Source organism: Saccharothrix sp. AJ9571, from assembly GCF_021725495.1.
Lineage (GTDB): Bacteria > Actinomycetota > Actinomycetes > Mycobacteriales > Pseudonocardiaceae > Amycolatopsis > Amycolatopsis magusensis.
The window spans coordinates 2,964,380-2,981,805 of the sequence record NZ_CP091382.1 but is presented as its reverse complement, the minus strand read 5'-3'; the positions used below and the strand labels follow the sequence as shown (position 1 = coordinate 2,981,805).

Annotated in this window: 15 protein-coding genes; 7 read left to right on the top strand and 8 right to left on the bottom strand. The window is 71.3% G+C overall.

The genetic code is table 11. The features are described 5' to 3' along the window. Nucleotides 1-104 precede the first annotated feature (104 nt). A complete protein-coding gene (locus L3Q67_RS13330; protein WP_499189794.1) occupies nucleotides 105-2,519 on the top strand; it encodes a DEAD/DEAH box helicase in 2,415 nt (804 codons plus the stop codon). Here L3Q67_RS13330 and L3Q67_RS13325 read toward each other — a convergent pair. From L3Q67_RS13325 to ssd, 8 genes are all read right to left on the bottom strand, one after another. Further along, nucleotides 2,486-3,124, bottom strand: a complete 639-nt coding sequence (locus L3Q67_RS13325) for a bifunctional DNA primase/polymerase (RefSeq protein ID WP_499189793.1) — start codon at nucleotides 3,122-3,124, stop codon at nucleotides 2,486-2,488. The two genes, L3Q67_RS13330 and L3Q67_RS13325, sit on opposite strands and share 34 nt — an antisense overlap. 379 nt (nucleotides 3,125-3,503) lie before the next feature. Further along, nucleotides 3,504-3,857, bottom strand: a complete 354-nt coding sequence (locus tag L3Q67_RS13320) for an Rv3654c family TadE-like protein (protein ID WP_499189792.1) — start codon at nucleotides 3,855-3,857, stop codon at nucleotides 3,504-3,506. Further along, nucleotides 3,844-4,167, bottom strand: a complete 324-nt coding sequence (locus L3Q67_RS13315; protein ID WP_499189791.1) for a TadE family type IV pilus minor pilin — start codon at nucleotides 4,165-4,167, stop codon at nucleotides 3,844-3,846. The genes L3Q67_RS13320 and L3Q67_RS13315 overlap by 14 nt, the downstream gene beginning before the upstream one ends. Before the next feature lie 20 nt (nucleotides 4,168-4,187). Continuing rightward, a complete protein-coding gene (locus L3Q67_RS13310) occupies nucleotides 4,188-4,337 on the bottom strand; it encodes a DUF4244 domain-containing protein (protein ID WP_209663015.1) in 150 nt (49 codons plus the stop codon). Nucleotides 4,338-4,354: 17 nt separating this feature from the next. Then, nucleotides 4,355-4,930, bottom strand: a complete 576-nt coding sequence (locus L3Q67_RS13305) for a type II secretion system F family protein (protein ID WP_499189790.1) — start codon at nucleotides 4,928-4,930, stop codon at nucleotides 4,355-4,357. Further along, nucleotides 4,927-5,706, bottom strand: coding sequence for a type II secretion system F family protein (locus L3Q67_RS13300; protein ID WP_499189789.1), 780 nt, complete (start codon nucleotides 5,704-5,706; stop codon nucleotides 4,927-4,929). The genes L3Q67_RS13305 and L3Q67_RS13300 overlap by 4 nt, the downstream gene beginning before the upstream one ends. Next, nucleotides 5,700-6,851, bottom strand: coding sequence for a TadA family conjugal transfer-associated ATPase (locus L3Q67_RS13295; protein ID WP_499189788.1), 1,152 nt, complete (start codon nucleotides 6,849-6,851; stop codon nucleotides 5,700-5,702). The genes L3Q67_RS13300 and L3Q67_RS13295 overlap by 7 nt, the downstream gene beginning before the upstream one ends. A gap of 670 nt (nucleotides 6,852-7,521) precedes the next feature. Next, entirely contained in the window at nucleotides 7,522-8,601 is a 1,080-nt protein-coding gene (gene ssd, locus L3Q67_RS13290; protein WP_499189787.1) for a CpaE-like family protein, read from the bottom strand. 391 nt (nucleotides 8,602-8,992) lie between these two features. On the opposite strand from ssd, the gene L3Q67_RS13285 reads away from it, so the two are divergent. The 6 genes from L3Q67_RS13285 (at nucleotide 8,993) to L3Q67_RS13260 (ending at nucleotide 17,425) form a co-directional block, all read left to right on the top strand. Next, nucleotides 8,993-9,802: an HAD family hydrolase gene (locus L3Q67_RS13285; RefSeq protein WP_499189786.1), complete on the top strand. Its 810-nt coding sequence runs from the start codon at nucleotides 8,993-8,995 to the stop codon at nucleotides 9,800-9,802. Nucleotides 9,803-10,361: 559 nt separating this feature from the next. Beyond that, nucleotides 10,362-12,212, top strand: coding sequence for a glycoside hydrolase family 3 protein (locus L3Q67_RS13280; protein WP_499191522.1), 1,851 nt, complete (start codon nucleotides 10,362-10,364; stop codon nucleotides 12,210-12,212). A gap of 4 nt (nucleotides 12,213-12,216) precedes the next feature. After that, a complete protein-coding gene (locus L3Q67_RS13275) occupies nucleotides 12,217-13,470 on the top strand; it encodes an exo-beta-N-acetylmuramidase NamZ family protein (protein ID WP_499189785.1) in 1,254 nt (417 codons plus the stop codon). A gap of 9 nt (nucleotides 13,471-13,479) precedes the next feature. Then, entirely contained in the window at nucleotides 13,480-15,222 is a 1,743-nt protein-coding gene (locus tag L3Q67_RS13270; protein WP_499189784.1) for a serine hydrolase domain-containing protein, read from the top strand. A 278-nt stretch (nucleotides 15,223-15,500) separates the two neighbouring features. Beyond that, nucleotides 15,501-16,463, top strand: coding sequence for a MurR/RpiR family transcriptional regulator (locus L3Q67_RS13265; RefSeq protein WP_499189783.1), 963 nt, complete (start codon nucleotides 15,501-15,503; stop codon nucleotides 16,461-16,463). 11 nt (nucleotides 16,464-16,474) lie between these two features. Beyond that, nucleotides 16,475-17,425 (top strand): N-acetylmuramic acid 6-phosphate etherase, encoded by a 951-nt coding sequence (locus L3Q67_RS13260; protein WP_499189782.1) that lies wholly within the window; start codon nucleotides 16,475-16,477, stop codon nucleotides 17,423-17,425. Nucleotide 17,426: the final 1 nt, after the last annotated feature.

Below are 17,426 nucleotides of genomic sequence, written 5' to 3'. Positions count from 1 at the left end.
CGAGAACACGCTCCGTGAAGGCCGTGAGCTTGCTCACTTGACCGTTCTTGTTGCCCCGCAACACACATCCGGAGACTGTCGGTGCACTGTGCGAAGCTCGTCGGGTGCGACCAGCGACGAGCCGTGACCGAGGGCGGCACCTGCTGTCCCGGATCACCGCCGGCCTCCCGGAGGCGAAGAACCCGGTCACGCACGTAGCCGAGTTGCCCGCCCGCGCGCCCGGCTACGGCGACTGGCCGTCGTGGGCACCCGAGTCGGTCACCGGGCCGTTCGCCGCCGCGGGGGTCGAGCGGCCGTGGACGCACCAGATCGAGGCGGCCGAGGCGGCGTGGTCCGGGCGGCACGTGGTGATCGCGACCGGCACGGCCTCGGGCAAGTCGCTGGCCTACCAGCTGCCCGTGCTCTCCGCGCTGACCGCCGATGAGAAGGCGTGTGCGCTGTACCTCTCCCCCACCAAGGCGCTGGGCGCCGACCAGCTCCGCACGGTGTCCTCTTTGGACGTTCCGGGCGTCCGCGCGGCCTCGTTCGACGGCGACACCCCGATGGTCGAGCGCGACTGGGTCCGCGCGCACGCGCGCTGGGTTTTCACCAACCCGGACATGCTGCACCGCGGCATCCTGTCCGCGCACGGCCGCTGGGCCCGGTTCTTCCGGAAGCTGTCCTACGTGGTCGTCGACGAATGCCACACCTACCGCGGGGTCTTCGGCTCACACGTCGCGCTGCTGTTGCGGCGCCTGCAACGGGTGGCGCGGCACTACGGCGCCTCGCCGGTTTTCGTGCTCGCCTCCGCGACCACCGCCGAGCCGTCGGAGTTCGCCGGGCGGCTCACCGGGGTGGACTGCGTGCCGGTCACCGAAGATGCCTCGCCACGCGGCGCTCGCACGGTCGCGTTGTGGGAGCCGCCGCTGCTCGACGAACTGGCTGGGGAGAACGGCGCCCCGGTCCGCCGCTCGGCGGGTGCCGAGGCCTCGCGCATCCTCGCCGAGATGGTCATCGAAGGCGCCCGATCACTCGCTTTCGTCCGCTCCCGCCGCGGCGCGGAACTGACCTCGCTCGGCGCCCGCCGCATCCTCGCCGAGGTCGATCCGATGCTGCCGGAGAAGGTGGCCGCCTACCGCGCGGGCTACCTGCCGGAAGAGCGCCGGGCACTGGAAAAGGCGCTGCTGAACGGTGACCTGCTCGGCGTGGCCACGACCAACGCGCTGGAGCTGGGCGTCGACATCGCCGGCCTGGACGCCGTGGTGCTGGCCGGTTATCCCGGCACGCTCGCCTCGTTCTGGCAGCAAGCCGGGCGGGCCGGGCGCTCGGGTGACCAGGCACTGGTGGTCTTCGTCGCCCGCGACGACCCGCTGGACACCTACCTCGTGCACCACCCGGCCGCCGTGCTGGAACGCCCGGTCGAGACAGCCGTGCTCGACCCGGGCAACCCGTACGTGCTGGCCCCGCAACTGGCCTGCGCGGCCGCCGAACTGCCGCTGACCACCGGCGAGCTGGACGCCTTCGGCGGCGACACCGCCCGCGAGGTGCTCGATTCGCTGGTCGCCGATCGCGTGCTCCGCCGCCGGTCGAGCGGCTGGTACTGGACCTCGCGGGACCGCCCGCAGCACCAGGTGGACATCCGCGGCTCCGGCGGTGAGCCGATCGCCGTGGTGGAGGGCGACACCGGCCGCCTGCTCGGCACGGTCGACCCCGGCTCGGCCTGCCACACCGTGCACCCCGGCGCGCTGTACCTGCACCAGGGTTCGTCCTATGTGGTCGACGAGCTGGACCTGGAGACCGGCCTGGCGATGGTGCACGCCGAGGAGCCGGAGTGGAGCACCTCGGCCAGGGAGGTCGTGGACATCACCGTGCTGGAAACGCACGAACGCCGAGAGTTCGGCGGGGTGACCGTCTGCCTCGGCGAGGTCGCGGTGACCTCGCAGGTGATCGGCTACCTGCGCCGCCTGCCGTCGGGCGCGGTGCTCGACCAGGTCGCGCTGGACCTGCCGGAACAAGTGCTGCGCACGCGGGCCGTCTGGTACACGATCACTGACGACCTGCTCTCCGGTGGGGACCGGGAAGCCGGGTGCAGGGCACCGGGTCGCGCCGGGGTCGAGTCGGCGCGAATCCCCGGTGCCCTGCACGCCGCCGAGCACGCGGCGATCGGCCTGCTACCGCTGTTCGCTACGTGCGACCGCTGGGACATCGGCGGCGTGTCAACCGCGCTGCACGCTGACACCGGGGAGGCGACGGTGTTCGTGCACGATGGCCATCCCGGGGGTGCGGGATTCGCCGATCGCGGTTTTGCCGCGTTGGTCCCTTGGCTGGCCGCTACGCGGGAGGCGATCGTCTCCTGCGAGTGCCCGGCGGGGTGCCCGTCCTGTGTTCAGTCGCCCAAGTGCGGGAATGGGAACGAACCACTGGACAAGGCGGGGGCGGTGACCGTGCTGGATCTCGTGCTAGGGGCTGTTGGTCATCACGAGGTCCCGCGTGGTCACGGGGTCGATCAGGCCGCCGACGGTCCGGCGACGGCCAGCTGAGCACGCGCGCCGGCCAGCGCGCGGAAGAGCACGTCGTGCACGACAGCCGCGTCCGGCAGTCGCCAGCCCCAAACCTCGGGCTTGACCCGCCAGTGCACGACACCGTGCTCGAACGGGGTCGGCGGGAGCGGGATCCAGCTGCCCTCGCCGTGGTACCGGACCGACTCGCGGTCCCGCAGTTCGGCGGGGCACCCGGTGGCCGAGGCGGTGGTGAGGAACAGCCACCGGCCGTTCGGCATCGCCACGATCGGCGCCGGCTGGCCGAGTGCGCGCAGCAGACCGGCCGCGCGGCGGCCCAGCTGGTCGTCCACCTCGACCGCGTCGACCACGGTGCCGGTGGCGACCAGGAGGCTGTACGGCGCCTCGGTCCACCAGGCCGCGACCCGGTGCGGGTGGGCACCGACCTCGTCCTGCCAGTTCTGGTGCACCGGAACCGGGGTCTGCCAGTCGGGGTCGGCCCCGGTCTGGTCAGTCACCGACTCCCCCACCGCCGGGTAGGTGCCCGGCAGCACCGGCCAGCCACGCCCGGCGAGTCCGATGGCTTCGGCGCGCAGTTCGATGCGGAAGGCACCGCGCCAGCAATCCGACCAGTCTGTGTCCAACATTCCTGCCTGCTCTCCTAGCTGCTTGACCGCGTGAGCGGCTCTGCACTCCAATAAACGGCAACTTGCACAAGGCCGGAAGTACCGGCGCGACAGCCGGTTCGTATCGGACGACGAACGAATCGCCGGGGACCGGCGAACCGAAGATCGGCCGAATCGCCGCCTCGGCGACACCTCCCGTTCACCGGAAGCGGACATTTCCTCGCCGCCACAACGGTTTTCGCCCCTCCGGCACCGATCCCGAAGCACACAGTGGTACGTGCACGCAACAGAACGTGATACCGCTCACCGCGCCTGGCCGACCGCTGCTCGTGGCTCCGGGTGACCGTTCGCCGTACGCGCGAGCAGTGGGACCGTTCAGCCCTGCCGTTCGTCGCAGACCTCACGACGAGCTGTCCACCGGCCCGGCTCGCGCCCGCCCGGAAGCGGGTGGCAATCGGCCCAGCGGACCGGGCAGCGCGGTCCGCGTCTCGATCAACGCGTCCCATCGGTCGAGCCGGCATCCGGCCAGCTCCACCCGCATTTTCGCGGCCACCGCACCGGCCTTCGCACAGGCCGCCCCCGCCCCTTCGACCGCGGCTCCGGCGGCGGCGAGCGCCGCCAGGTCGGCGGCTGCCGCCGCCCGCTGGCGGACGAGCACCACCACGCCGATCCCGTAGAGCGCGGTCACCACGACCATCAGGGCGGCGACCACGGACGCCGCCCAGACGGTGGCCACGCCGTCATCCCGGCGCATGAGCCACCTCCGGCTCGTACATCGCGTAGGCGTGACCGTTCAGCCGCAACCCCGGCAGGAGCTTGGCGCCCGCCACCACCTCGACGGTGAACGCGTCACCCTCCGGCCGCACGGCGTACTCGGCACCGACCGGCCCGATCTCGCGCACCGCCCGTTCAGCCGACTCCGGCTGCCCGCGGGCCACCAGCCGGGCTGCCTCCCGTGCCGCGTCGGCGCAGCGCAGCTGGTCGACCATGGCCACCAGGCCACCGATGAGCAGGAGGAAGAACGCCGTCAGCGCACTGAGGGCGATGGCCGCCTCCACGCTCACCGCGCCACGGTCGCCCGGCCTCACGTCTGCCCCTGCAATGCGCCTTCGAGCAGGTCGGCCAGCAGCCCGGCCACCATGTCGCTGGTGGCCAGCGAATAGAGCACCGCGGCGATCGCGACGGCGACCAGCGTGACCATGAGGTATTCGACGGTCGAAGAACCGGCGTCCATGGGTTTCCTTTCGTGGTTCACAGCAGTTGTCCGGCCAGGCCGACGAGCAGGGGCAGCAGGCCGAGGCAAAGGAAGGCGGGCAGGAAGCAGAGCCCGAGCGGCCCGGTGACGAGCACGCCTGCCCGTTGCGCACGAGCCTCGATCCGGTCCGCCATCGCCGCGCGGACCCGCTCGGCCATCACCTCGGCGACCCCGGCCAACGCCGCCCCGGACTTCGCGGTGCGACGAGCGGCTCGCGCCAGTTCGGCGGTGTCGGCGCAGGTGCTCGCCGCCTTCCAGGCTTCGACCGGGTCCGCGCCCAAGGCGAGCAGTTCGCCCGTCGATCGCAGGGTCGCGGCCACCTCGGCAGGCGCGCCCGGCGCGACCGCGCGGATCGCGACCGGCACCGGCAGCCCAGCTCTCAGAGCCGCGGCGAGCAGATCCCAGCAAGTCGCGAGGCGGCGCGCGTCCGCAGCGGACGGAGCCCGCGGACGTCCGACGGCGAACCGCGCGACCAGCGGCAATCGACGGCGCTCGACCTTGCGTGGCAATCGGGTCTGGCCCGGCCAAAGCGCTATGGCTCCGGCGAGCAGCGCCACCGCGACGGCGGTCATAGCGCCACCCTGGTCAGGCGGGCCGTCCAGGCGAGGCCCGCGGCCATCAAGGACGTACCGAGCACGAGCACCACCTGACCGAGGCCGGTGTGGGCGAGCATGTGCAACGGCCGCACGTCGATCGCCTCGCCCATACCGATCCCGAGGAGCGGCACCACGGCGAGCACCAGCACGCTGGTCCTCGGGCCCGACATCGCGGCATGCGTCCGCTTGGCGAACTCCACGCTCGCGTCGAGATCGCGCCGCACGGCACCCAGCACCTTCGCCATCGGCAGCCCGTAGCGCTGGGCCAGCGTCCAGGACCGGGCGAGCTGACCGACGGACCCTTCGGGCAAGCCGGGCACCTCCCGCACCGAGGTTTCGCCGACCTGGACCGCGCCGGAGACGGCTCGGATCGCCGCCGCGACCTGGGGAGGCGCGTCCATGGCAGCCGACTCGGCAGCCACGGCGGGATCGGCGCCCGCGTCGAGTTCGGCCGCCATCGTGCGGATGGCTTCGGCCATGCTCGCGGCCGTGGCTATGCGGGCTTTGTTGGTGGCAGCCGATTTCCAGAAGTACCGGCCGGCCGCTGCCAGCACCAGGGCCACGACCGGACCGGCCGGGCCGAGCACGAAGAAAGCCGCCAGCAACGCGATGGCACCACCGAGGACGGTCGCGAGTAGACGGCCGCGATCGCCCGTTTTCCGGTGCGTTCGTCCTCGGAGGCGGAGGCCGGTGGCTCGGCCGGGCCAGGTGAGCAGCGCGGCCGCGGCAAGCAGCAGGGTGAGGGTCAGCATCGGGCGCCTCCCGGAAGGAGGCTGCGCAGGGCGGGTCCGTGCTCGGTCCAGATCCCGTCTTGCCAGGCCGTGAGGGCTTGGAGCCCGTCGCCGCCTCGGCGCACCACGGCGATTTCGGTGAGGCGCCGGGTGTTGTCCGGGCCGCGGACCATGTGCAGCACCACCCGGATCGCCGCGGCGACCTGGCTGTGGACCGCGTCCCTGGACAAGCCGCCGAGCGCCGCCAGCGCCTCGAGCCGGGCCGGGACTTCTGTCGGCGAATTGGCGTGGAGGGTGCCCGCGCCGCCTTCGTGCCCGGTGTTCAGCGCGGCTAGCAGCTCGCACACCTCGCGGCCGCGGACCTCGCCGACGACCAGCCTGTCCGGCCGCATGCGCAACGCCTGGCGGAGCAGGTCGCGCAGGGTGACCTCACCGGCACCCTCCACATTGGGCGGACGGGCGACGAGCCGGACGAACTGGGGGTGCGACGGCTGGAGTTCCCCGGCGTCCTCGACGCAGACGATGCGCTCGGTCGCCGGGACCATGCCCAGCAACGCGGAGAGCAGGGTGCTCTTGCCGGCGCCGGTGCCACCGGTGACCAAAAAGGCCAGTCGCGCGGCGACGATCGATCGGAGCACGGCGGCCCCGGTCGCCCCGAACGTGCCGAGCCGCTGGAGTTCGGCGAGGTCGTGCACCGCCGGGCGGAGTACGCGGAGGGACAGGCAGGTCCCGTCGGGAGCCAGAGGCGGCAGGACGGCGTGAAGCCGGATGCGGCCGTGCGGACCGGACCCGGGGAGCCAACCGTCGACGAAGGGCTGGGCGTCGTCGAGCCGCCGCCCGGCGTTGAGCGCCAAGCGCTGCGCGAGCCGCCGGACCGCGTCCTCGTCGGCGAAGCTGATGTCGGTCCGCTTGAGTCCTTCGGCGCCGTCGACCCAGACCTCGGCCGGTGCGGTGACGAGCACGTCGGTCACGCCGGGATCGGACAGGAGCGGTTCGAGGGGCCCGGCGCCGACGAACTCGTGCCGGATGAGGCGAAGGGTCTCGAGCAGTTCCTCGTGCCCGGCGATGCCGGTCGCCTCGGCGCGCACGGCCTCGGCCAGCGCGGTGGGCCCGGCGCCGTCACGGGCGAGGCGTCTTCGGACGCGCTCGAGGAGATCGGCGGTCATGACGCGAGCTCCGGATTGCTCGGGCCTCGTTGGCAGTGGGCCGGGAAGTGCCGATCGGTGTCGGCTGATGTGTAGGGGGCAGAGACGAGCGAAAGGGGACGAGCGTCGTCACGGGCGAGGCAGGTACGGATGCGCTCCGCTAGATCAGCGGCTTCCGGAGTCGCGAATGGACGGTAGGGCGCTCGGCTCACGAGCGGCGTCGCCGACGGTGGATGTGGCGATGGGGCGGAGTTCGAGGCCACCGGCTGAGGCGATCGAGGCGACGCGGACGAGGCCGACGCCGAGGCGAGTGGGTGGGGTGGTTGAGGGCGCGGGCACCGGGATGTCGCCGGGGCAAGCGGCCGAGGGGGTCGGGATGTGGCCGACGCCAGGGCGCTCGGGCGAGGCCGTTGGGGCGTGGGGCAGGCGAGCGAGGCGAACGGCCGAGGCGGGTGGGGTTTCGGGTGTGGGAGCGAGGCCGTCGGCTGAGGTGTCTGCCGGGACGCGAGTGAGGGCGAAGCGATCGGTTGAAGGGGCGGAGATACGGGCGAAGCGGCCGAGTGGAGAAGCGAGGGCGAGGCCATCGGGTGAGTAGGCGTGGGCGAGGACGAGGCGACCGGTTGAGGAGGCGGGGATGCGGGCGAGGCGGTCGGGTGGGCGGGGGCGCGTTGGGCGGGGGTGCGTGGGGTGGTCATGGGGTGGGCTCCGGGAGGGTGGTCAGGGCGGCCAGGGCGGTCGTCGCGGTGGTGTGGAGGGGGCCGTGGGGTTTGGGGTGGAAGTGGCCCTTTTCGATGGCGTGGGCCAGTCGGCGCTCGGTGCGTAGTTCGGCGAGCAGGGGGACGTCGACGGTGGCGGAGACGTAGGCGGCGGAGAGGTCGCCTGGGGATGGGCCCCGGACGATCAGGCGGACGTCGGCACCGGTGCGGCGTAGGAGGTCGACGACCCGTTTGGCGGCCGAGCACGCCCGTACTTCCGGTGGCACGACCACGAGCACCAGGTCCGCGCGGGCGGCGGCTTCGGCGGCGCCGCCGCCTAGATGCCGTGGTAGGTCGCAGATGACGAGGCGGCCCGCGCGGCGGGCGGAGGTGACCACGCCGGCGATGGCTTCGCCGCTGGGGTCCGGGCCTTTCTCGCCGGTGGACAGGAAACGGATGCGGCCGGTGCCGTAATCGCGATGGGGTAACGCCGTTTCCAATGCGGACAACAGGACCTGCCCGGAATCCACCCGTAATGCCGGCCACCGCAGACCCTGGTGGTTTTCGGCGCCGAAGAGGACATCCAGGCCACCGCCCAATGGGTCGCAATCGACCAGTAGGACGTTTTCGCCGGCGGACGCCGCGGTGGTGGCGATGCCGGCGGCGAGCACGGAAGCGCCTGCGCCACCTCGTCCGCCGACCACCGCGAGCACGCGGCCGCCGGGGCGCGCCGGACCCTCGACTATTTCGGCGAACGCCTTCAGCACCGCGGTTTCGTCATCGGGCAGGGAATGCACTTGTTGCGCGCCCACGGCGAACGCGCGCTGCCAGGTACCCGGCGCCGGCGGCCCTTTGCACACCACCAGCACGCCTTTTCTCGGTGGCAGGCGAACCGGGTCGTCTTCGGCGACGGCGACCTCGTCGACCAGCACCAGTGGCGCTTCTTTCCAGCGCGCCCGGGCGGCGACGAGATCGGGCACGCACTCGGTTTCGCAATTCGCGACCGCGGCGAGGCGCAGTACTTCGTCGAGCACGACCGTGTCGGCCGCGACGACGAGCGCACGATTTCCGGTCACAGTTGTCCCCCCGTTTTCCGCTGGACGGGCCTGGGGTGGCCCGGCTTCCACGGTCGCCCGTGCGGGCGGGGCGGGACAAGATCGAGGTGGGTCCCCTGTGGACAAGTGGCCTGCTGTGGACAACTTGGGGAGCCCGGGAAATAGAGCGACCCCCGCCAGGGGGGAGGGGCGGGGGTCGCTGGAGGTCCAGCCCCGGGGGGTCGGACTGAACCGGCCCGGGTGACACCGGGCCAGTCCACTGTAACCACCGGATCAGCGCGTTATCGCTGTTCAAGACGCCCACAATTCGGTAACGGAACTACGGGTCCACGACCGGTCCCTGTCGTGGATTTTCAACCCCCGGCGCGGGACGGTGTCGGGCCCACCCCCGGACCGCGCTTATGGTTGTGGGGTGGCAGATCCCCGCTTCACACCGTCGGCGTCCCCGGTGGCCGCGTTCTTCGACCTGGACAAGACGATCATCGCCTCGTCCAGCGCGCTGGCGTTCAGCAGACCGTTGCTCAGCCGCGGGTTGATCAACCGCCGCGCCGCGCTGAAGAGCGCGTACGCACAGCTCGTCTTCTCGCTTTCCGGGGCGGACGCGAGCAAAACCGAGCGGATGCGCGCGGAGATCTCCGCGCTGTGCCGCGGCTGGGACGTGGAGCAGGTGCGCGCGATCGTCGCCGAGACCCTGCACGACGTCGTCGATCCCTTGGTCTACGCCGAAGCCGCCGAGCTGATCGCCGAACACCGCGAAAAGGGCCACGACGTGATCGTGCTGTCCGCGACCGGTGAGGAGGTGGTCTCGCCGATCGCGGAAATGCTCGGCGCCACCCACAGCGTGGGCACGCGGATGCAGATCGTCGACGGCCGCTACTCCGGCGAAGTGGACTTCTACTGCTACGGCGAGAACAAGGCGGTCGCGGCGAAGCGCCTGGCCGCCGAGCGCGGGTACGACCTGGCCGGCTGCGCCGCCTACACCGACTCCAGCACCGACATCCCGTTGCTCGAAGTGGTCGGCAGCCCGCACGTGGTCAACCCGGACCGGCTGCTGCGCCGGCTGGCGGCCGAACGCGGCTGGCCGGTGCTCGCCTTCACCCACCCCGTGCCGCTGCGGACCCGCCTCGCGGGCCCGGCGCTCGCGGTCGGCATCGGTGTGGGCGCGGTGGCCGCCGGTGCCACCTGGTACGGCCTCGCCAAACGCCGGAAAAGCAAGCCCTGAAACTCCACCCGGATGCCATAACCGCTGGTGACAGCGGGTGCGGGGGTCACTGAATCGGGTCTCTGTACCGGTGCACCCGATCAAGCCCTTGAAGTGACCGGCGTCACTGGCGTACAAAGTGAGTGCGGACATCTTGTCGGCCAGGGACGAGGCGAAGAGAAGCCTCACTCCACCCCGAAAGAACTCCGTGCGCGGACTCCGGGCACCCACGCGCAGCACGCCGCGGGAGGCTTGTCGTCTAGGGATTGCGTACCGGGACGCCGGACGCCGAGTCCAGGTAGGTACGACTGGAGTTGCACGCTTGGTAACCCAGCAGTCCGCGCGAGCAGGCGGTGCCGATTCGTCGGTACCGCCTGCAGCACGTTCGGGGCTTGAACGATATTCATGACACGCCGGAGTCACGGTGTGAGCGCTGCGTACTCCGAACGGCACAGCGGGTCGTTGACCTGCCCAGCTCCGGTGAGTAGCTTCCCGATGCCGGTCCATTCAAGTGAGTCACCCACGCCACACCGGCTACACCTGTCAGCAAGCAGAACAGAACAGGGAGGCCGACGTGAGTATCGCGCGCACGCGAAACCACCCCCGGAGGCATCATGCGGTCGCCGCTTCGCTCGCCGCGTTGCTCGCCACCACCGGTCTCGCGGGGGCCGTTCCCGCCTCCGCGATGAACCCGGCGGACAGCCCGGTGAAGCGGGAGCAGGCGGCGCAACGGCTGGACGAAGCCGAGACGGCCGAAGCGCGGCAGTCGCTCGCGGGCATGACGCTGGAGCAGAAGGTCGGCCAGTTGTTCGTCGCCGACGTCTGGGGCAAGTCGGCCGACGAGGTGCACTCGGGCAACCAGACCAAGTACGGCGTGGGCACCGCCGCCGAAGTGGTCGAGAAGTTCGGCGTCGGCGGGGTCATCTACTTCAACAACCCCGGCACCGACAACATCGACGACCCGGTCCAGCTCGCGAAGTTCTCCAACGGCCTGCAGCGGGCCGCACTGGACTCGAACGCGCGGCTGCCGCTGATCCTGTCGATCGACCAGGAAGGCGGCCGGGTCACCCGCATGGGCAAGCCTGCCACCGAGTTCCCCAGCAGCATGGCGATCGGCGCGGGCCGCAGCACCGAGGACGCCCAGCGCCTGGCCACCATCAACGGCCACGAACTGCGGGCCGTGGGCATCTCGCAGAACTTCGCGCCGGACGCGGACATCAACTCCAACCACCTCAACCCGGTGATCGGCTCGCGGTCGTTCTCCGCCGATCCGGCGCTGGCCAGTTCGCTGGTCACCGCGGAGATCGACGGCTACCAGCGCTCCGGGCGCGCGACCGAAACGGTGTCCACCGCCGCCAAGCACTTCCCCGGCCACGGTGACGCCGCCGAGGACAGCCACACCGGCCTGCCCCAGATCGACCGCACCGAGCAGGAGTGGCGCGAGATCGACCTGCCGCCGTTCCAGGCCGCGATCGACGCGGGCGCCGACTCGATCATGACCGCGCACATCACCGTGCCGAGCCTGGACCCGTCGGGGAACCCGGCCACCCTGTCCAAGCCGATCATGGGTGACCTGCTGCGCGGCGAACTCGGCTACCGCGGTGTCGTGGTCACCGACTCGCTGCAGATGGCGGGCGTGCGCAAGCTGCACCCGGACCACGAGATCCCGGTGCTCGCGCTCGAGGCGGGCGTCGACCAGATGCTCATGCCGCCGCACCTGGACGTGGCGATCAACGGCGTGCTCGACGCGGTGAAGAGCGGCCGGATCACCGAGGACCGGATCAACGAGAGCGTCATCCGCATCCTCAAGCTGAAGCTCAAGCGCGGTGTCTTCGCCAAGCCGATGGCCGACGTGAACGCGGTCGCCGGCAAGGTCGGCACCCCGCAGCACCTGGCCGACGTGCAGGCGCTCACCGATCGCACGACCACCGTGCTGCGCAACGACGCGAACCTGCTGCCGCTGCCGAACGCGGGCAAGGTGCTGGTCACCGGCTGGAACCGGCCCGACTACCCCGGCTACGGCGCCGAGCCGGTCGCCGCGCTGGCCAAGGCGCTGGGCGCGACCGGGCTGTCCACCGGCACCAGCCCGAACGCCGCCACCGTGGCGAAGGCCGTCGAAGCGGCGAACGCCGCGGACACCGTCATCGTGCTGACCAGCGGCCTGCGCACCAGCGCGAACCAGGTCAACCTGGTCAAGGGCCTGCTCGCCACCGGCAAGCCGGTCATCGCGGTCGGCGTGCAGGAACCGTACGACCCGGGGTACGCGGACGTGCCGACCTGGGCGGTCACCTACGACTGGCGCGAGGTCACGATGAACTCGCTGGCCAAGGTGCTCAAGGGTGAGGTGGCGCCGCAGGGCAAGCTGCCGGTCAACATCCCGGCGGCCGACGGCCAGGTCCTCTTCCCCTTCGGCCACGGACTGGGCTGGTAACGCGATGGGCTTCACCAGGAGGCGCCTGCTCGGCGGCGCGGCGGCGGCGTCACTGCTGACCGTGGGCAGCGCGAGCGCGCAGGAGAACACGGCACAGCACCACGGCGTGGTCACCGGCGCGGACCAGCTGGCCAAGCAGGGCTGGCAGCCGCTCGCCGGGCGCAAGCTCGGCGTGCTGTCCAACCCGACGGGTGTGCTGGCGAACTACGAGCACATCGTCGACTCGATGGTGGCCGCCGGCGTCCGCCCGCTGGCCGTGTTCGGGCCGGAGCACGGCTTCCGCGGCAGCGCGCAGGCCGGCGGGTCCGAGGGCGACTACGTGGACCCGCGCACCGGCGTCCCGGTGTACGACGCGTACGGCGCCGACGCCACGAAGCTGGCCGGGATGCTGACCAAGGCGGGCGTGGACACCGTGGTGTTCGACATCGCCGACGTCGGCGCCCGCTTCTACACCTACATCTGGTCCATGTACACCGCGATGGTGGCCGCCGCGAAGACCGGCGCCGCCTTCGTCGTGCTGGACCGGCCGAACCCGCTCGGTGGCAAGGCCTACGGGCCGATGCTGGACCCGGCGTTCGCCTCGGGCATCGGCCGCAAGCCGATCGTGCAGCAGCACGGCATGACCGTCGGCGAGCTGGCCCGCTTCTTCCAGGGGGAGTTCCTGCCCGCCGAGGGCGTGCAGCTGGCGAAGCTGGAGATCATCCAGGTCAGGGGCTGGCGGCGGGACACCTTCTTCGCCGGCACCGGGCTGCAGTGGACCCCGCCGAGCCCGAACGTGCCCACGCCGGACACCGCGCTCGCCTATCCGGGCACCTGCCTGTTCGAGGGCACCGTGTTCTCCGAGGGCCGCGGCACCACCAGGCCGTTCGAGATCATCGGCGCGCCCAAGCTGGACTGGCGCTGGCGCGAGGCGCTCGACGAGCTGAACCTGCCGGGCGCGCGGTTCCGCGAGAACTACTTCGTGCCGACGTTCCACAAGTTCGTCGGCGAGACCTGCGGCGGGGTCCAGCTGACCGTCACCGACGCGCGGGCCTTCGACGCGATCCGCACCGGCGTGGCCATGCTGGTCACCGCGAAGCAGGTGCACCCGGACCTGTTCGGCTGGCGGCCGGACAACTTCATCGACAAGCTCTCCGGTTCCACGCGCCTGCGGACCATGATCGACGCGGGCGCGGGCGTGGACGAGATCGTCGGCTCGTGGCAGGGCGAGCTGGCGGACTTCGACCGGAAGCGGCGGCAGTACCTGCTCTACCGGTAAGGGGAACCGATGCGGACCAGGCTCGGCGCGCTGATCGCGATCGCGGCGGTCACCATGGCAGGCATGACCTCGAGCGTGGTCGCCGCGGAGGGCGAGGCGGTGGCGGGCCGGTTCGACCGGCCGCAGCCGGGCTTCGCCCCGCCGGGCACCACCCTGCGCCCGGCCACGCCCGCGGAGGCCGGGCTCGACCCGGCGCCGCTGGTGGCCGCCGAGCAGAAGGTCGACGCCTGGACCCGGCCGGACAGCACCGGGCACCCGCTGTTCGCCGGTGCGGTCGGCGTGCAGATCCACGACGGCATGATCGTCAACACGCACACGGCCGGGTCCGCGCTGCGCTACGCCGACGGCGCCGGGACCGAACTGCCCGCCGGGCAGCAGGTGCCGATGCGGATGGACACCATCTTCGACCTGGCGTCGATCTCGAAGCTGTTCACCTCGCTCGCGGTGATGCAGCTGATCGAGGCCGGGCAGGTCCGGGTCGACGAGCCGGTGGCCACCTACCTGCCGGAGTTCGGCGTGAACGGCAAGGCGGGGATCTCCGTCGGTCAGCTGCTCACGCACACCTCCGGGCTGGAGCCGTTCCTGCCGCTGTGGCGCGACTGGCCGGACAAGGCCGCGCGCATCAAGGCGGTCATGGACGTCAAGCCGATGTACCAGCCGGGCAGCACCTACAAGTATTCCGACCTGAACCTGATCACCCTGGGCGTGCTGGTCGAGCGGCTGACCGGGCAGCCGCTGGACGTACGGGTGCGCGAGCACATCACCGAGCCGCTGGGCATGGTGGACACCGGGTACAACCCACCCGCGGAGAAGCTCGACCGGGTCGCCGCGACCGAGTTCATGGCCGTGCCGGACCGCGGCATGGTCCGCGGCCAGGTGCACGACGAGAACGCCTGGTCGCTCGGCGGGGTCGCCGGGCACGCCGGGGTGTTCTCCACCGCCGCCGACCTGTCCCGGCTCGGGCAGGCGATCCTCAACGGCGGGGCCTACGGCGGCCAGCGGATCCTGCGCGAGGACAGCGTCCGGCAGATGCTCACCGACTACAACCAGGCCTTCCCCGGCAACGCCCACGGCCTCGGCTTCGAACTGGACCAGCTCTGGTACATGGGCGGGCTGACCTCACCCGCCACCGCGGGGCACACCGGGTTCACCGGCACCTCGCTGGTCATCGACCCGACCTCGCGCTCGATCGCCATCCTGCTGACCAACCGGGTGCACCCGACCCGGAGCTGGGGGTCGATCAACGTCGCCAGGGAGGCTTGGGCCACCGGCCTGGCGCGCGCGCTCGCGGTACCGCCGAAGCACGGCGCCGACGCGTGGTTCACCGAAATCGGCAACCTCTCCACGGCGACCCTCACCACGAAACCGCTTACGCTCGGTAGCCGCCCACTGCGGGTGACCTTCGACGCCTTCGTGGACACCGAACCGACCGATCAGCTCATGCTGGAGTCCACGGTGGACGGGACAAGCTGGCATCCGGTGTCACTCCGGGCCGTCGGCCCCGGCGCGCCCGGCGGGGAGGTCACGGCGCTGTCCGGCACCGGGCACCGATCTTGGTGGACGGTCAGCGCGATGGTGCTGCCGAGTGAAATTGTGGCCCTGCGCTGGCGTTACACCACGGACAAGGCGTACACGGGCCGCGGCGTGCTCTTGGACGGCGTTAAGGCCGTTGTGTCCGGTAACGCCGTCCTCGACCTGGAACGCGCGCCGGAAGCTGTAACGCCCGAGGGATGGCAGTTGCGTAGTCGTTGAGTCACCAAGCGCTCATTGAACGGGCGCAAAGATGTTGAATCTTCTACGACTAGTCACAACTTCGTTACCCGTTCGGCTCAGTCGAGGCAGATAGTTTCACTGGGTGTAGCAAGTTGCGAAGTTGTTAACAAGTGAACGTTAACATCTTCGACCTGGTTAGCGACTTTCACAGCAACCAAGTTCGCGCTGCCCGACCAGGTAACACCGTCGGGTGGCACTCCTCTCGAAGGGTGTGGGTTGCCTTGTCGCAGATTCCTACGGTTAGTAAGTTTCCCACGGTGACCAGCCCTGAGTCCGCAGCGGACTCCACCCCGGAAACGCCCGCCGTCGTGCGGGAATCCGAAGCCAGCCCGCTGGTCCGGATCCGGTCGCTGCTCCCCGGCCTGGCCAGGGCGGAGCAGCGCGTGGCCAAAGTCGTCCTCGATGACCCGTCCAACGTCGCCAGACGCAGCATCACCGAGGTCGCGCTGGCCGCGAACACCAGCGAGACCACGGTGACCCGGTTCTGCAAGGCCATCGGCGTCGGCGGCTACCCGCAGCTGCGCATCGCGCTGGCCGCGGACACCGCGCGGTCCGAGGTCCACTCCAGCCGCAACCTCGGCGGCGAAATCGGCCCGGACGACGACCTGGCCGCGGTGATCGGCAAGGTCAGCTTCGCCGACGCCCGTGCGGTCGAGGAGACCGCCGACCAGCTCGACGTGGCCGCCCTGCAGCGGGTCATCGAGCTCATCGCCGGCGCGGGCCGGGTGGACGTCTACGGCGTGGGCGCCAGCGCCTTCGTCGCCGCCGACCTGCAGCAGAAGCTGCACCGCATCGGCCGGGTCAGCTTCGCCTGGTCCGACACGCACATCATGCTGACCTCGGCCGCCGTGCTGAAGCCCGGCGACGTCGCGGTCGGCATCTCGCACACCGGGGCCACCACCGACACCGTGGAAGCCCTGCGCGTGGCCCGTGAGCACGGCGCCATCACCATCGCGCTGACCAACTTCCCCCGCTCCCCGATCACCGAGGTGGCCGACCACGTGCTCACCACCGCGGCCAGGGAAACCACCTTCCGCTCGGGGGCCACGGCCAGCCGGATCGCCCAGCTCACCGTCATCGACTGCATGTTCATCGGCGTGGCGCAGCGGCACATGGACGCCGCCGTGTCCGCGCTGGACGCCACCCGTGACGCCGTCGGCCACCACCGGCTCGGCGTCCGGCCGGACGGCCGCCGCCGGCCAAGGGAGACCGGGAAATGAGGGATGTGAAGGTGAAGGACACAGTTCGGCCCCTCGTCGGCCTGCGCCGCCAGGTGGTCCACGTGGACTCCCCGACGGAGCAGCGGAATCCGCGCACCATGGACATCGACCTGATGTCCACCGTGGGCATCCTCGGCGCGCTCAACGCCGAGGACAAGCTGGTCCCGGACGCGGTCAACGCGGTGCTGCCGCAGATCGCCCGCGCGGTGGACTTCGCGGTGGAGGCCCTCCGGGGCGGGCACCGCGTGCACTACGTCGGTGCCGGCACCTCCGGCAGGCTCGCCACCCTCGACGCGGCCGAACTCGTCCCGACCTTCAACGTGCCCGCCGACTGGTTCGTCGCGCACCACGCCGGTGGGCCCCGCGCCCTCCGGCAGGCCGTGGAGAACGCGGAGGACGACGACACCGCCGGTGCCGCCGAACTCCGCGAATCGGTGGAGCCGGGCGACTTCGTGCTCGGCCTCACCGCCTCCGGGCGCACCCCGTACGTGCTCGGCGCGCTCGCGGCCGCTTCCGAGGCGGGCTGCCGGACCGCGCTGGTCTCCGGCAACCCGCGTTCGCAGAACGTGCCGGGCGTGGACGTGCTGATCGCGGTCGACACCGGCCCGGAAGCCATCGCCGGGTCCACCCGGATGAAGGCGGGCAGCGCGCAGAAGATCATCCTGACCGCGTTCTCCACCGCCACGATGATCAAGCTCGGCCGGACCTACTCCAACCTGATGGTCAGCATGCGGGCGACCAACGCGAAGCTGCGCGGCCGCAACGTGCGCATCCTGCGCGAGGCCACCGGCATGAGCGAGCAGGACTGCTCCGAAGCGCTGGCCGAGTCCGGTGACGACCTCAAGGTCGCGCTGGTGCACCTGCTGTCCGGAGTGGACACCACCACGGCGGGCAAGGCGCTGGAAGCCAACCAGGGGCACGTGCGCAACGCCTTGGCGTCACTGCACATGCGCGCCAGCTAGG

Coding starts and splice junctions, on each gene's coding strand:
- L3Q67_RS13325 (WP_499189793.1), bottom strand. CDS start 3,124: ATGTTGGACACAGACTGGTCGGATTGCTGGCGCGGTGCCTTCCGCATC.
- L3Q67_RS13305 (WP_499189790.1), bottom strand. CDS start 4,930: ATGACCGCCGTCGCGGTGGCGCTGCTCGCCGGAGCCATAGCGCTTTGG.
- L3Q67_RS13320 (WP_499189792.1), bottom strand. CDS start 3,857: ATGCGCCGGGATGACGGCGTGGCCACCGTCTGGGCGGCGTCCGTGGTC.
- L3Q67_RS13275 (WP_499189785.1), top strand. CDS start 12,217: ATGGGCTTCACCAGGAGGCGCCTGCTCGGCGGCGCGGCGGCGGCGTCA.
- L3Q67_RS13295 (WP_499189788.1), bottom strand. CDS start 6,851: ATGACCGCCGATCTCCTCGAGCGCGTCCGAAGACGCCTCGCCCGTGAC.
- L3Q67_RS13300 (WP_499189789.1), bottom strand. CDS start 5,706: ATGCTGACCCTCACCCTGCTGCTTGCCGCGGCCGCGCTGCTCACCTGG.
- L3Q67_RS13270 (WP_499189784.1), top strand. CDS start 13,480: ATGCGGACCAGGCTCGGCGCGCTGATCGCGATCGCGGCGGTCACCATG.
- L3Q67_RS13310 (WP_209663015.1), bottom strand. CDS start 4,337: ATGGACGCCGGTTCTTCGACCGTCGAATACCTCATGGTCACGCTGGTC.